This window comes from Streptomyces sp. NPDC002144 (assembly GCF_053593695.1).
The window spans coordinates 457,973-472,054 of record NZ_JBSFDB010000002.1 but is presented as its reverse complement, the minus strand read 5'-3'; the positions used below and the strand labels follow the sequence as shown (position 1 = coordinate 472,054).

Annotated in this window: 12 protein-coding genes; 8 read left to right on the top strand and 4 right to left on the bottom strand. The window is 72.8% G+C overall.

Going from position 1 to position 14,082, the window contains the following annotated elements:
* Positions 1-361 precede the first annotated feature (361 nt).
* From ACWCQ1_RS04665 to ACWCQ1_RS04650, 4 genes are all read left to right on the top strand, one after another.
* On the top strand, positions 362-1,471 hold the full coding sequence (locus ACWCQ1_RS04665; RefSeq protein ID WP_451025842.1) for a GNAT family N-acetyltransferase: 1,110 nt from the start codon (positions 362-364) through the stop codon (positions 1,469-1,471).
* A 574-nt stretch (positions 1,472-2,045) separates the two neighbouring features.
* Positions 2,046-3,029 carry a S1C family serine protease gene (locus tag ACWCQ1_RS04660; protein WP_207929830.1) on the top strand — a complete coding sequence of 328 codons (984 nt, stop codon included), beginning with the start codon at positions 2,046-2,048 and terminating at the stop codon, positions 3,027-3,029.
* A gap of 128 nt (positions 3,030-3,157) precedes the next feature.
* Entirely contained in the window at positions 3,158-4,144 is a 987-nt protein-coding gene (locus ACWCQ1_RS04655) for an alpha/beta fold hydrolase (RefSeq protein ID WP_451025841.1), read from the top strand.
* A 105-nt stretch (positions 4,145-4,249) separates the two neighbouring features.
* The gene (locus ACWCQ1_RS04650) at positions 4,250-4,546 is read left to right on the top strand and encodes a hypothetical protein (protein WP_133045125.1); all 297 of its coding nucleotides are present in this window, start codon (positions 4,250-4,252) and stop codon (positions 4,544-4,546) included.
* Between the two features lie 19 nt (positions 4,547-4,565).
* On the opposite strand, the gene ACWCQ1_RS04645 is transcribed toward ACWCQ1_RS04650, so the two are convergent.
* Both ACWCQ1_RS04645 and ACWCQ1_RS04640 read right to left on the bottom strand, forming a co-directional pair.
* Entirely contained in the window at positions 4,566-6,068 is a 1,503-nt protein-coding gene (locus tag ACWCQ1_RS04645; RefSeq protein ID WP_451025840.1) for an amidohydrolase, read from the bottom strand.
* Between the two features lie 21 nt (positions 6,069-6,089).
* Positions 6,090-7,928 (bottom strand): glycoside hydrolase family 15 protein, encoded by a 1,839-nt coding sequence (locus ACWCQ1_RS04640; RefSeq protein ID WP_133045126.1) that lies wholly within the window; start codon positions 7,926-7,928, stop codon positions 6,090-6,092.
* 486 nt (positions 7,929-8,414) lie between these two features.
* Here ACWCQ1_RS04640 and ACWCQ1_RS04635 point away from each other — a divergent pair, with 486 nt between their 5' ends.
* A complete protein-coding gene (locus ACWCQ1_RS04635) occupies positions 8,415-9,296 on the top strand; it encodes an SIS domain-containing protein (RefSeq protein WP_451025839.1) in 882 nt (293 codons plus the stop codon).
* Positions 9,297-9,316: 20 nt separating this feature from the next.
* Positions 9,317-10,165 carry a class II fructose-bisphosphate aldolase gene (locus ACWCQ1_RS04630; RefSeq protein WP_358599906.1) on the top strand — a complete coding sequence of 283 codons (849 nt, stop codon included), beginning with the start codon at positions 9,317-9,319 and terminating at the stop codon, positions 10,163-10,165.
* Here ACWCQ1_RS04630 and ACWCQ1_RS04625 read toward each other — a convergent pair whose 3' ends face one another.
* Positions 10,166-11,299: a methyltransferase gene (locus tag ACWCQ1_RS04625; protein ID WP_451025873.1), complete on the bottom strand. Its 1,134-nt coding sequence runs from the start codon at positions 11,297-11,299 to the stop codon at positions 10,166-10,168. It lies immediately after the preceding gene.
* 157 nt (positions 11,300-11,456) lie between these two features.
* On the opposite strand from ACWCQ1_RS04625, the gene ACWCQ1_RS04620 reads away from it, so the two are divergent.
* Together ACWCQ1_RS04620 and ACWCQ1_RS04615 are read left to right on the top strand one after the other, a co-directional pair.
* Positions 11,457-12,698, top strand: a complete 1,242-nt coding sequence (locus tag ACWCQ1_RS04620; protein ID WP_133045129.1) for an ROK family protein — start codon at positions 11,457-11,459, stop codon at positions 12,696-12,698.
* A gap of 20 nt (positions 12,699-12,718) precedes the next feature.
* Positions 12,719-13,174: an RpiB/LacA/LacB family sugar-phosphate isomerase gene (locus ACWCQ1_RS04615; RefSeq protein ID WP_451025838.1), complete on the top strand. Its 456-nt coding sequence runs from the start codon at positions 12,719-12,721 to the stop codon at positions 13,172-13,174.
* 1 nt (position 13,175) lies between these two features.
* Here ACWCQ1_RS04615 and ilvY read toward each other — a convergent pair whose 3' ends face one another.
* Complete coding sequence (gene ilvY / locus ACWCQ1_RS04610; protein ID WP_451025837.1) at positions 13,176-14,024, bottom strand: HTH-type transcriptional activator IlvY; 849 nt, start codon at positions 14,022-14,024, stop codon at positions 13,176-13,178.
* Positions 14,025-14,082: the final 58 nt, after the last annotated feature.

Below are 14,082 nucleotides of genomic sequence, written 5' to 3'. Positions count from 1 at the left end.
CTCCGGGCACGACGGGCCCTCACCGTGACGCGGAAGCCACCACGTGTCAACGGCGCCCGGCCGCGGGCACCTGTGAAACGGCCACCGGTATCTTCCGTAGCGGTGGACGGTCTTGACAACATGCGTACTGTTTCGCGACGTTTGATCCTCGCCGGGTGGTCCGGAACGTGGCGGTCAATCACGGAACGACCGTGTACACGGCGTGGAATCGGCTGATACTCAAAGAAGTACGACGCGGACAGCGCGTCACGGGGGGAGCGGTCGCCGATGCGATCCAGCAACAGCAGTCCACACGCCCTACCGGCCTGCGTCACGGCCGGCACGTTCCGCACGGAACCCGTGGAAGGGCGGTTGATCTGACGTGGATGTCACGGTCCACAGAGTCGACGAGCTCAACGCATCGCTCCGCGAGGCGTGGCACCGCGCGATGGACGAGTCACCCGAGTACTCCAACCCCTTCCTGGCCCCGGAGTTCACCCTCGGCATCGGCGGACACCGCTCCGGCACCCGCGTCGCCGTCCTGCGCGAGAACGGCTCACCGGTCGGCTTCTTCCCCTACGAGCGCAACGCCCTCGGCGTGGGCAAGGCCATCGGCCTGGGCCTCTCCGACTGCCAGGCCCTCGTGCACCGCCCCGGCGTCACCTGGAACGCCCAGGAACTGCTGAAGGCCTGCGGACTGTCCATCTTCGAGTTCGATCATCTCGTCGCCGAGCAGACACCCTTCGCCAGACATGTCACGGGGACCTTCGCCTCCCCGGTGGTCGACCTCAAGCCCGACCCCAGCGGCTATGCGCAGTGGCTGCGCGGCGCCTACCCGGGGCACGCCAAGACGACCCTGAAGAAGGAGCGCCGGCTGGGCCGCGACGTGGGGGAGGTGCGGTTCGAGTTCGACGAGCGGGACCCGTGGATGCTGCGCCGGCTCATGCAGTGGAAGTCCGCCCAGTACCGCAGAACGGGGCGGATGGACCGGTTCGCCCGGCCGTGGATCGTCGATCTGGTCAACCATCTCTTCGACGTCCGCGAGGAGCATTTCACCGGCGTCCTGTCCGTCCTCTACGCCGGCGACAGGCCGGTGGCCGCCCACTTCGGGCCGAGATCTCGCACGGTCCTCGCCGCGTGGTTCACCGCCTACGACCCCGAACTGCACCGGTACTCGCCGGGCCTGATGATGCACCTGCGCACCGCGGAGGCCGCCGCCCGCAACGGCGTGACGCTGATGGACCTGGGGCGCGGCGACAAGGAGTACAAGGACTGGCTCAAGACCCGCGAGCTGCGGGTGGCGGAAGGGTTCGCCAGCCGCCCCCACCCCGTCGCGGCGGCCCACCGGCTGTGGCGCCGGCCCGTGCGCGGCCTGCGCAACACGGTCAACGCCCACCCCGAACTGCGCGCCCCCGCCGACCGCCTCCTGCGGACGGCCGGCACGTTGCGCAGCCGCGCGGAGGCGAGCGTCAAGGGCCGCCGCGCGGGCTGAGCGTGAAGCGGCGGGTGGGGTCGGCCCGCAGGAAGCCGGCGACCGTATCAGCCAGCGGGAAGCGCGGGGCGTTGTCTGTGCGAAGTGGAGGGCGGAACGCGGGGTCGGCCCGCAGCGAAGCCGGTGGCGCGGTGTCAGCCCGCGCGGAAGCGGCGGGCGCTGCGTCAAGCCGTAGGGGCCGGGGGTGTCGCCTGCGAGGTGCGAAGTCGGGGGTGTGGTGGGGGGCCGCAGTGAGTGGGGTGCGGTGTGGGCCCGCAGGGGGCGGGGGGCGCTGTCTGCGAGGTGCGAAGTCGGGGGTGTGGTGGGGGCCCGCAGTGAGCGGGGCGCGGTGGTGGTCCGCAGGGGGCCGGGGGCGCTGTCCGCGAGCAGCGGGGTCAGGGCGCGGTGACAGCGCGCAGTGAAGCCGGGGGCGGTGTTTGCGCAGTGAAGTCGGGGCGCTTTCAATCCGGCCGAGCGGGAGCGACGTGTCAGCTCGCAGCGAAGCCCGATCCGCTCGCGGATGCATGGGTGTAAGCATGTAATCCGGGCCCCTGGGCGCATGGAGAAGCCCCGGGGCAGGCGGAAAGGTCGACTCGTGGCCGAGACACTCTCCGGGCCCGACCGCTCCTCTGCGGAGCAGGCCGCGCTCGACTCCTACTCCCGGATCGTCACCTCGGTCGCCGCCGAGCTCACCCCTAAGGTGGCGTCCCTCAGCGTCGCGCACCGCCGCGCCCGAGGCCGCTTCGTGGTCGGCACCGGCTCCGCGGTGGTCTTCACCGACGACGGCTTCCTGCTCACGAACGCCCACGTCGTCGGGCACTCCGACGCCGGTACGGCATCCTTCGCCGACGGCACCACCACTCCCTTCCACGTCATCGGCGCCGACCCGCTGTCCGACCTCGCCGTGGTCCGCGCCGACGGACCCACCCCGGCCCCGGCCCGCCTCGGCGAGGCCGACGCGCTGCGGGTCGGCCAACTGGTCGTGGCGGTCGGCAACCCGCTCGGCCTGGCGGGCAGCGTCACCGCCGGCGTGGTCAGCGCCCTGGGCCGCTCCCTGCCGACCAGCGCCGGCACGGCGACGCGGGTCGTCGACAACGTCGTCCAGACCGACGCCACCCTTCACCCCGGCAGCTCGGGCGGAGCCCTGGCCACGGCGGACGGCAGCGTGGTCGGCATCAACACCGCCATCGCGGACGTCGGACTGGGCCTCGCCATCCCCATGAACGACACCAGCCGCAAGATCATCGCGGCCCTGCTCTCCACCGGCCGGGTCCGCCGCGCCTACCTCGGTGTCGCCGGCATCCCCGCCCCGCTCCCGCCCACGCTCCGGGCCCGCACGGGCGTCGCCACCGGTCTGCGCGTCGTCGAGGTCGTCCCCGCCTCCCCGGCCGCCCGCGCCGGCCTGCGCACCGGTGACCTGCTGGTCACCGCCCAGGGCGAATCCGTCAGCAGCGCCCAGTCCTTGCAGCGCCTGATGCTGGAGGACGCCATAGGCCACCCGCTGGCCCTGACCGCCCTGCGCGGCGAGGCCCTGGTGGACGTCATCGCCACGCCGGTCGAACTCGTCGCGGACGACTGAGTCCGCTTCTTCTGCCCGGGGTTGCCGAAGCGGCGTTGTTGCCGAAGCGGCAACAAGTGTCGTGTGGGCCGCGCCGGCCGCCGCATGATCGGCAGTGGCCACCGCAGGCACCCACCCCGGGAGGACCCGTGTCGTACCCCCACGCCGTCACCGACCGTACCCACCGTCTGGTGTCCTCACCGGCCGGCCGCACCCACCTCGTGGAGCAGGGCAGCGGACCCCTGGTCCTGCTCGTGCACGGCTTCCCGGAGTCCTGGTACTCCTGGCGCCACCAACTGCCCGCCCTGGCCGCCGCCGGGTACCGTGCCGCGGCGATCGACGTCCGTGGCTACGGCCGTTCCTCCAGGCCGGACGCGGTGACCTCGTACCGGATGCTCGACCTGGTCGCGGACAACGTGGCCGTGGTCGAGGCCCTGGGGGAGCGGTCCGCGGTGATCGTCGGGCACGACTGGGGCGCCACGATCGCCGCCATGTCCGCGCTGCTCAGGCCCGACGTCTTCCGCGCGGTGGGCCTGCTGAGCGTGCCGTACACACCACCCGGCGGCCCCCGGCCGAGCGAGGTCTTCGCGGGGATGGGCGGCGAGGAGGAGTTCTACGTCTCGTACTTCCAGGAGCCCGGCCGCGCCGAGGCCGAGATCGAGCCGGACGTCCGCGGCTGGCTCGCCGGGTTCTACGCCGCCCTGTCCGCCGACACCATGCCGGCGCCCGGCGCTCCCGACCCGCACTTCGTCACCCGGGGCGGGACACTGCGCGAGCGCTTCCCGGCCGGGCCCCTCCCGGCCTGGCTCGCCGAGGACGAACTCGACGTCTATGCCGAGGAGTTCGAGCGGACCGGACTGACCGGGGCACTGAACCGCTACCGGAACATGGACCGTGACTGGGAGGACCTGGCCCCCCACCACGGCGCCCCGCTCAAGCAGCCCGCCCTTTTCGCCGGCGGCGCGCTCGACGCCTCCACGACGTGGCTGGCGGACGCGATCGAGGCGTACCCCACCACCCTTCCCGGCCTCACCTCGTGCCACGTCCTCGACGGCTGCGGCCACTTCATCCAGCAGGAACGCCCCGAGGAGACCAACCACCTCCTGACCGACTGGCTCGCCTCCCTCCGGGACTGACAACGAGCGCGACCGTGCCCTGATCGGCTCAGGTCCGCGTGCGGGCGGCCGCTGCGGCTGGTCGACTGGCCGGAGTTCCCCTACCTCCGAGCCAGGGAAGTCAGCATGGCGATCGTCGCGGTTTTCGATGTTCCGGGGATGACCCGCGAGCAGTACGAGTCAAGCGCGGAGAAGGTGGCCGGCCGGCCCGGCCCGGTCAAGTCCCCCGGTGACTGGCCGGTGGCCGGGCTCATCTCGCACACCGCCGCCCCCACGGACGACGGCTGGCTCGTCGTGGACGTCTGGGAGTCCGAGGAGGCGTTCCGGGAGTTCGGCGAGAGCATCCTGCCGATCCTGAGGGACCTCGGCGTCCCGGACGTGCAGCCGAAGGTCTATCCGGCACACACCGTGGTGACCCCCTAGCGGGCTCCGCGCCGGGGCGTCACCAAGGGCCGTGGGTCCAGTGGCCGCCCAGCATCGTGGCGTGCACCGGCATCTCGCGCAGGGTGTGCGTGTCGGCGTCCAGTGGGTCGACGTCCACGATCACCAGGTCGGCCATGTCGCCGGGCCGGAGCGCGGAGCGGCCGCCTGCCGACGCCGTGAGCGCGGCCCGTACCGGGACGCGCTGCTCGGGGTGCCAGGCGGGGCGTCCGTCGTTCGTGCGGTGGACGGCGGCGGCGATGCCCAGCCAGGGATCCAGCGGCGAGACGGGCGCGTCGGAGCCGAACTCCAGCCGGGCGCCCGCCGCCAGCAGATCCGCGTAGGCGAAGGCCCGCCCGGTACGCCCGGCCCAGTGCCGGTCGGCCACGTCACGGTCGTCGGTGGCGTGCGAGGGCTGCACACTCGCCGTCACCCCAAGCTCCGCGAACCTCGGCACATCGGCGGCCGTCAGCAACTGGGCGTGCTCGATCCGCCCCCGGCAGCCGACGGCCGCGAAGGCGTCCAGCGCAAGGGAGTTGGCCCGGTCGCCGATCGCGTGCACGGCGGGCTCGATGCCCCGGCCAGCCGCGCGCCGCATCAGACGGACCAGTTCGTCGTACGACGTCTCCTGGCTGCCGTACTCCTCGCGCGTACCCTCCAGCCCGGGGTACGGGTCGCAGCACAGCGCCGTCCGGGTGTTGAGCGAACCGTCCGTGAACAGCTTGAGCGGGCCCACCTCGACCCGGCCCCCGGTACCGGGCAGCACGTCCCCCGTCCGGTGACCGCGCTCGATCGCCGTCTCCAGGTGCCGCGGATGGACGGCGGCCCGGACGCGCACCGCGGGCGGCCGGTGCGCCGAACGTCGGCTCCAGTCGGCGATGTTGTCGGAGAAGTGGAAGTCGACGACCCCGATGACACCCCGCGCCGCCGCGTCCCGGCAGGCCTCGTCCACCCAGCGGTCCTGCACCTCCGCGGGCACCTCGGGCAGCGCGCGCATCGCCTCGAAGCACTCGTGCTCACGCAGCAGTCCCGTGGCATGGTCCCCCCGGCCGACCAGCGCCAGACCGGCCGAGTTCAGCCACACGGCGTGCAGATCGGCGCTGATCAGCACGACCGGCCGGTCCGGGCACACCGCGTCCAGCAGCGCCTTGTGCGGCGCGTCGGGCCACAGCCCGTCCCGGAAACCCTGCCCCGTCACCGTCTCGCCGGCCGGCAGACCGGCGGTGTGCGCCCGTACCGCGTCGGCCACCGCCCGCGCCGAGGCATGCCCGGACAGGTCCACCCGGTGACGGTTCCCGGCCCACTGCGCGACATGCGCGTGCGCGTCCCACAGGCCGGGCAGCACGGTGCGCCCGTCCAAGTCCAGCCCGCCGCCGTCCAGTTCGCCCTCCATGACGGCGACGACATGCCCCTCGGTGACGCGCACGCTGCCCAGCGGGCCGCCCGGGCCGAGCCGCACCCGGGTGAGGGTCTGCGCGTCGAGGCCGTCCGCCGGGCGGCCGGGCATGCTGTCGAGGGTCGTCACCGGAGGCTCCCACAGGGGTCGTCAGCCGAGGGCCTTGTCCAGGTTGAACGCGGCGCTGATCAGGGCGAGATGGGTGAACGCCTGCGGGAAGTTGCCCTGTTGCTCACCGGTGTTGCTGATCTCCTCGGCGTACAGGCCGAGATGGTTGGCGTACGTCAGCATCTTCTCGAAGGCCAGGCGGGCCTCGTCGATGCGGCCGGCGTGGACCATGGCCTCGACGTACCAGAACGAGCAGATGGAGAAGGTGCCCTCGTCGCCGCGCAGTCCGTCGGGGCTGGCTGTCGGGTCGTAGCGGTAGACGAGGGAGTCGGACACCAGCTCGTTGGTCAGCGCGTCCAGCGTGGACAGCCACTTGGGGTCGGTCGGGGCGATGAACTTCGTCAGGGGCATCATCAGGACGGCCGCGTCCAGGACGTCGTCGTCCTCGTGCTGGACGAAGGCCTGGCGGGCCTCGGACCAGCCGTGGGTCATGATCCGCCGGTAGATCGTGTCCCGGGCCTCGCGCCAGCGCGGCAGATCGGCGGGCAGCCCACGCCGGTTGGCCATGCGGATGGCCCGCTCGATCGCCACCCAGCACATCAGCCGCGAGTACAGGAAGTTCTTGCGGCCGCCGCGGGTCTCCCAGATCCCCTCGTCGGGCTGGTTCCAGTGCTCGCACACCCACTCCACCAGCGCGCACACGTCGTCCCACTGGTCGCTGGAGATCGGCTTGGCCCACTTGTCGTAGAGGTAGATCGAGTCGATGAGGGCGCCGTGGATGTCGAGCTGGAGCTGGTCGGCCGCCGCGTTGCCGACCCGTACCGGAGCGGAGCCGTGGTGGCCCTCGAAGTGCTCGAGTTCGCGTTCGGAGAGGTCGGTGCGGCCGTCGATGCCGTACATGATCTGCAGCGGGGCGGAGTGCCCGTCGGTCGACGGACTGACGTGCTGGGTCAGGAACTTCATGAACGCCTCGGCCTCGTCGGTGAACCCGAGGCGCAGCAGCGCGTACACACAGAAGGCGGCGTCGCGCACCCACACGTACCGGTAGTCCCAGTTGCGTTCGCCGCCCAGCTGCTCGGGCAGGCTCGTCGTCGGTGCGGCGACGATCGCACCGGTGGGCGCGTAGGTGAGCAGCTTCAGGGTGAGGGCGGAGCGGTGCACCATCTCCCGCCAGCGGCCCCGGTACTTGGAGGCGGACAGCCAGCGACGCCAGTACGCCACGGTCGTGCCGAACTGCTCCTCCGCCTCCAGCTTCGCGCACCGGCGCGGTTGGAGGTCACCGCCGACCTGGTCCAGCGCGAACACCGCCGTCTCGCCCTCCGAGAGCTTGAAGTCGGCCCGCGCGTCCAGACCCTCGGCCGCGAGCGGCACCGTCGCGGTCAGGGCGAGGGAGAGCCCGTCGGAGGCGAAGACGGCGGCCTCGCCGACCATGCGCACGGTGTGCGGCCGGGTGCCGTAGTCGAAGCGCGGGGCGACCCGGGTGCGGAACGGTATGGAGCCGCGCACGCACACCACCCGCCGGATCAGCCGATGCCGCTCGGTCTCCACCTTCCCGCCGTTCACGGGCATGAAGTCCTGCACCTCGCCGACGCCGTCCTCGGTGAAGAACCGGGTGATCAGCACGTTGGTGTCGGGGAAGTAGAACTGCTTCGTCTTGGCCGGCACGGTGGCGGCGAGCTCGAAGCACCCGCCGCGTTCGGCGTCCAGGATCGAGGCGAAGACGCTGGGCGCGTCGAAGGCCGGGCAGCAGTACCAGTCGATGGTGCCGTCGGTCCCGACCAGGGCCACGGTGCGCAGATCGCCGATCAGGCCGTGCTCGGCGATCGGAAGATAGCGCGGGCCGGCCCCGGGGACCCCCTGGTCGATCACTCGTGCGCCCATCGTGGCCTCCCTGCCCCGGACACGCGTCCCGCCCTCAGCCTAGGCGGAATCGACGCCGTGAGCGCGGGGATCTCGGGGAGAGGCGCCCCGCGCCGGCCGGTCACGCCCCGAAGCCCCGCCTCCTCGACCCGGCGCACCATGCCCTCGCTCCCGGCCGTGCCCGTCATGGCCAACCACCTCGTCCCGCAGACCGCGCGAACGCCGACTCGTACGGCTGCGACGTCGGGCGCGTTGGTGACGACGGTGCCGTGACACCCGTGCACGACCGCGCCGCGCCGGGTCCGTGACGTCGAGCCCGCCGCGCTCCACGAGCAACTCCCGCAGCGCCTTACAACGGGCACCCCGCGACATCAGCGCCCTCCGTTCCCCGCTCTCCGGCGATCCCGCGGGGCAGCCCGGCGCACCCGATCTTGTCCTGACTGCTTGATTATGCTCGAAAGTCGGCTATATCTTGCAAGAACAATCACGAGCAGGGAGGGTTCCGGCATGAGCCATGTCGAGGACGAGCTGACCAGTCAGCCGGAGTGCTGGACGCGCGCCGCCGCCGAAGCGGAACGGCACGGCGGGGCGCTCCCGGCGCCGGGGGAGCGGGTCGCGATCGTCGGCTGCGGCACCTCGTACTTCATGGCCCAGTCGGCCGCGGCACTGCGCGAGGGCGCCGGGCAGGGCGAGACGGACGCCTTCGCCGCCTCGGAGTTCCCGCACGGACGCGCCTACGACCGTGTCCTGGCCCTGACCCGCTCCGGCACCACCACCGAAGTCCTGCACCTGCTGGCCGAGTTGAAGGGCCGCACGCGGACGACAGCCATCACCGCCGACCCCGGCACCCCGGTCATGACGTCCGCCGACGAGGCCGTCGTGCTCGACTTCGCCGACGAACGCTCGGTCGTACAGACCCGGTTCGCCACCACCGCCCTCACCCTCCTCCGCGCCCACCTCGGGCTGCACACGGACGCCGTGGTCGCCGACGCCCGCACCGCGCTGGCGACCCCGCTGCCCGAAGGGCTGGTCGAGTGCACGCAGTTCACCTTCCTCGGCCGGGGCTGGACGGTGGGGCTGGCGAACGAGGCGGGACTGAAGATGCGCGAGGCCTCCCTCGCCTGGACCGAGGCCTACCCGGCGATGGAGTACCGCCACGGACCGATCAGCATCACCACCCGCGGCACCGCGACCTGGATGCTGGGCGAGGCCCCCGACGGGCTCGCCGAACAGGTGCGGCTCACGGGCGGGTTGTGGGTGGCGGGCGACCTCGACCCGCTGGCCGAACTGGTCCGGGCCCAGCGCCTCGCCGTCGCCGTCGCCGCCGCGCGCGGCCTCGACCCGGACCGGCCCCGCCATCTCACCCGCTCCGTGATCCTCGCGCCCTGACGCCCAGAAAGGCAGCAGCCGTGCCCCTCGCCACCACCGGTGAACTCGTCGCCCGGGCCGCAGCGGCGCACTCCGCCGTCCCCTCCTTCAACATCATCACGCTGGAACACGTCGAGGCCGTCATCGCCGGTGCCGAAGCCGCCGGAGCTCCGGTCGTCCTCCAAGTCAGCGAGAACGCCGTCAACTTCCGCTACGGCCGCCTGCTGCCGCTGGCCCGGGCCGCCGTCGTCGCCGCCGAACGAGCCGCCGTCCCCGTCGCGTTGCACCTCGACCACGTCCAGAGCGACGACCTGCTGCGCCAGGCGCCCGGCGCCGGTTTCAGCTCGGTCATGTACGACGCGGCCCGGCTGCCCTACGAGGAGAACCTCGCCGCGACCCGCGCCGCCGCCGAGTGGGCGCACGGCCAAGGTCTGTGGATCGAGGCGGAGTTGGGTCAGATCGGCGGCAAGCGCGGGCGGCCCGCGCTGGACGCCCATGCCCCCGGTGCCCGTACCGACCCCGACCAGGCCCGCGCCTTCGTGGCCGACTCCGGGGTCGACGCGCTCGCCGTCGCCATCGGCAGCACCCACGCCATGACCACCCGCACCGCCACCCTCGACCACGGCCTGCTCAAACGCCTGTCCGCCGTGCTCGACGTCCCGCTCGTCCTGCACGGCTCCTCCGGCGTGCCCGACGACGAACTCGCCCGTGCGGTCGCGGGCGGCATCGCCAAGGTCAACGTCGGCACCGCGCTCAACATCGCCATGACGGCCGCCATCCGGGAGTTCCTCGCCGCCCACCCCGAGGCGGTCGACTCGCGCCAGTACCTCAGCGTGGGCCGCGAGGCGATGGTGCGCACGGTCACGGACATCGTCCGCACCCTCGCCTGACTACCGCTTGACCGCCTTGAGCACCACGAACTTCGGGTCGCTGGCGACCAGTTGACTGTTGCCGAACAGCCGGCGCAGCTTCAGGTGGTACCCAAGGTGCCGGTTGCCGACCACCCACAGCTCACCACCTGGCCGCAGCACCCGTTTCGCCCCGGTGAACATCCGCCAGGCCGTGGCGTCGGTCGTCGCCTGGTGCGAGTGGAACGGCGGATTGTTCAGCACCAGGTCCGCGCTCCCGGCCGGCACCCCGGCCAGCCCGTCCCCGACCCGGAACTGGGCGCGTCCCGCCACCCCGCTCGCCCGGTACGTGGCCTCCGCCGAGGCCACCGCCTGGAACGACTCGTCAACGAACAGCACCTCGGCGTCCGGGTCGGCGACCGCCACCGCCGTCCCGACGACCCCGTTCCCGCAGCCCAGGTCCACCACCCGCCGACCGCCCCGGGCGCTGGGCAGATGCCCCAGGAAGAACCGCGTCCCGATGTCCAGCCGGTCCGCGCAGAACACCCCGGCGTGATTGACGACCGTCCGCCCCGAGACCGGACCGATGCCGTCCGGCAGCGCATAACGGTACGGCCACGGATTGCCCGGCCGCTCCAGCGTCGGATCCGGCGTGCAGAAGATCAGCCGCGCCTTCCTCTCCGCCAGTGAGGTGCGGGTCGGCCCGAGGATCCGCTCGAACAACTGCAGCGTCGAGGTGTGGATCTCCTTCACCATCCCCGTACCGACGACCACCGTCCCCTCGTGCACGGCGGGCGCCAGCCGCGTCAGCTGGTCCTCCAGCAGTGCGAGACTCTTCGGCACCCGCACCAGCAGCACATCGATCCGCTCGGGCGGGTCGTCCTGCGTGGTCAGCAGCTCTACGGCACCCGCTTCGACGCCGTTGCGGGCGAGATTGGCCCTGGTGGCCTCCTGCGCGAGGAAGGAGTCGGTGATCTGCGCGGGCCGGTGCTCCGCCAGCGCGGTCACCAGCGCGCCCCACCGGTCCCCGACGACCACGACCGTGCCCTCCAGCGGTACCTTCTCCTGCGCGAGGTGCCTCAGCAGATACTCGTCGGAGGCGTCCCAGGCTCGCAGCCGGTCGCGCGGATCCTCGGGAAACCGGGCCAGCGCGAGCTCGCCCCACGGCGTCGTCATACGGTCGTTCATCGTCCGACCAGGCTAGCGGAGCCCCAGCTCAGGGCTGATCGGGGAGGACGGGCGGGCTGCTGTCCCGGACCCGCACCTGGATCGCGTACGGCAGGGTCGGCCGCCTGTGGCCCCGGCGCCTGCGGATCATGGGAGACTCGCCCTCATGAGCGGCAAGGCGGACCCCCGGCCGGCGGGGGAAGGGACCACCTCGAGGACGCGGCTGGACCGGGGGCGCGGTGCGCTCGGGCCCGCGTTGGAGCTCGTGCACACCGGACGTGCGCCGACCCGGGCCGTGCTCACCGCCGAGCTCGGGGTGACCCGGGCGACGGCCGGTGCGGTCGCCGCCGAGCTGGAGGCACTCGGGCTGATCAGGGTCGACGCCCGGCCCGGCGCGGCGGCCGGATCGCAGGGCAGGCCCTCGCACCGGCTGGCGGTCGCCGACGAGGGGCCGGTCGTGCTCGCCGCCCAGGTGCACGCCGACGGGTTCCGGGCGGCGCTGGTGGGCCTCGGCGGACGGATCGTCGCCACCGCGCCCGGCTGCGAGACCGTCGACGCCGACCCGGCCAAGGTGCTCGGCTCGGTCGTCGAGGCGGGCGCGGAGCTGCTGCGGGAGACGGGACGGCGCTGTGTCGGCGCCGGTCTCGCCGTACCGTCCGCCGTCGCCGAACCCGAGGGCCTCGCCCTCAACCCCCTCCACCTTGCCTGGCCCGTCGGCGCCCCCGTCCGGCGGATCTTCGCGGAGCGTGTGCGCGCGGCCGGGATCACCGGACCGGCCTTCGCGGCCAACGACGTCAACCTCGCCGCCCTCGCCGAACACCGGCACGGCGCCGGCCGCGGCGCCCGGGACCTGCTGTGCGTGGCCACCGGACACCGGGGCGTGGGCGGCGCGCTGGTCCTCGACGGCCGTCTGCACACGGGCAGTTCGGGCCTCGCCCTGGAGGTCGGCCACCTCACCGTCAATCCAGCGGGCCGCCCCTGCCACTGCGGCAGCCGCGGCTGCCTGGACGTCGAGGCCGACCCGCTGGCCCTGCTGACGGCCGCCGGGCGTGATCCGGGCCCGGCGGACTCCCTGCTCAAACAGGCCGACGACCTGGTCCGCGACCACTACGCCGACCCGACCGTCCGTACGGCCGCCGAGACCCTCATCGACCGCCTCGGCCTGGGCCTCGCAGGCCTCGTCAACATCCTCAACCCCGACCGCATCATCCTCGGCGGCCTGCACCGCACCCTCCTCGAGGCCGACCCCGACCGGCTGCGCGCCGTCGTGGCCGACCGCAGCCTGTGGGGGCAGAGCGGCAGCGTGCCGATCCTGCCCTGCACCCTGGATCACAACAGCCTGGTCGGAGCGGCGGAGTTGGCGTGGCAGCCGGTCCTGGACGATCCCCTGGCCGCGCTCGGAGCCTGAGCGCGACGTACTCTCGGGGCATGCGGATCTCCGTCTCCTCCGACATGGACGAACCCGTGGCGCGCTCGCTCCTCGCGCAGCTGACCGAGCGGGGTCACGAGGTCGTGACGCACGGCGCGCTGAGCCCCGGCGACGACCCCCAGTGGGCCGCCTCCTCGGAGGCGGCCGCTCGGGACGTCGCCTCCGGCGCCTCGGACCAGGCGGTCGTGTGCTGCTGGACAGGCACCGGCGCCTCCATCGCCGCGAACAAGGTCCCTGGCGTACGGGCCGCCCTGTGCACCGACGCCTACACCGCGGACGGCGCCCGCCGCTGGAACGACGCCAACGTGCTCGCCCTCAGTCTGCGGCTGACGTCGGAGCCCCTGCTGAAGGAGATCCTCGACGCCTGGTTCGCCGCCGAGGCCAGCACGGACACGGAGGACCGCCGGAACGTGGAGCGCGTCGAACGTCTCGACGGAGACAGGGCGACCCCCTGACTCACTGGCACACACTCCACAGCGCCGCCACCAGCGGCCGCCGCAGATCCGCCCGCCGGACGCACAACCCGATCGGCAGCACATCCGGCGCCGGATCCGTGGACACCACCGTCAGCCGGTCGCGCACCGCGCTGTGCTCCAGTACCAGGCGGGGAACCACTCCGGTGCCGCAACCGAGGGCGACCAGCGTCAACAGCCCTTCGTGACCGTCCGGTTCGCAGACGACGTCCGGTGTCGCCCCCCGGGCGCGAAACCAGCGGTCGGCCGCCTCACGTACCAGCCCCCGGTGGGGCAGCACGAACGGACCGTCGAGCTGCGGATCCGGAAGTCCGCGTGCCGTGACGAGGACCAACTGGCTGACCGCCACCGTGCGGCTGATCAGCGGCTCGGGCAGCCGCGCCGGGATCCCCGCCACGACCGCGTCGACCTCGCCCTCGTCGAGACGGGCCAGCGCGGCCGCCGCGTCGCCGGTGCGCAGATCGAGGCGCACCTGCGGATGGGCGGCGCGGAAGGGAGCCAACAGGTCCGGCAGCAGGGCCTGACAGGCGGTCACCGTGGCGAACAGCGCCAGACGGCCGGTGAGTCGGGCCGGGTCGGGGTGTTCCTCCCGGTAGGAGCGCCACAACTCCAGTGCCTGAACGGCGTATTCGCGAAACCGGTGCCCCTCCGGCGTCAGCGACACCCCGCGCGGCCCGCGCTCGAAGAGCCGATGCCCGAGATCCGCCTCCAGCCGCTGCACCGTCCGCGTCAACGTCGCCGGGCTGACGTGACAGTCCAGGCTCGTCCGCCCGAAGTTCAGCGTTTGCGCCAGATGCAGGAAGAGCCGCAACTCCCGATGGTCGTCCCGCACCGGCTCACCTGGCCCTTTCGTATCGCGCAACACGGCGCTGCACAAGTTGCGCTTGCCG

Coding starts and splice junctions, on each gene's coding strand:
- ACWCQ1_RS04635 (WP_451025839.1), top strand. CDS start 8,415: ATGAGCCATGTCGAGGACGAGCTGACCAGTCAGCCGGAGTGCTGGACG.
- ACWCQ1_RS04620 (WP_133045129.1), top strand. CDS start 11,457: ATGAGCGGCAAGGCGGACCCCCGGCCGGCGGGGGAAGGGACCACCTCG.
- ACWCQ1_RS04615 (WP_451025838.1), top strand. CDS start 12,719: ATGCGGATCTCCGTCTCCTCCGACATGGACGAACCCGTGGCGCGCTCG.
- ACWCQ1_RS04650 (WP_133045125.1), top strand. CDS start 4,250: ATGGCGATCGTCGCGGTTTTCGATGTTCCGGGGATGACCCGCGAGCAG.
- ACWCQ1_RS04640 (WP_133045126.1), bottom strand. CDS start 7,928: ATGGGCGCACGAGTGATCGACCAGGGGGTCCCCGGGGCCGGCCCGCGC.
- ACWCQ1_RS04625 (WP_451025873.1), bottom strand. CDS start 11,299: ATGACGACGCCGTGGGGCGAGCTCGCGCTGGCCCGGTTTCCCGAGGAT.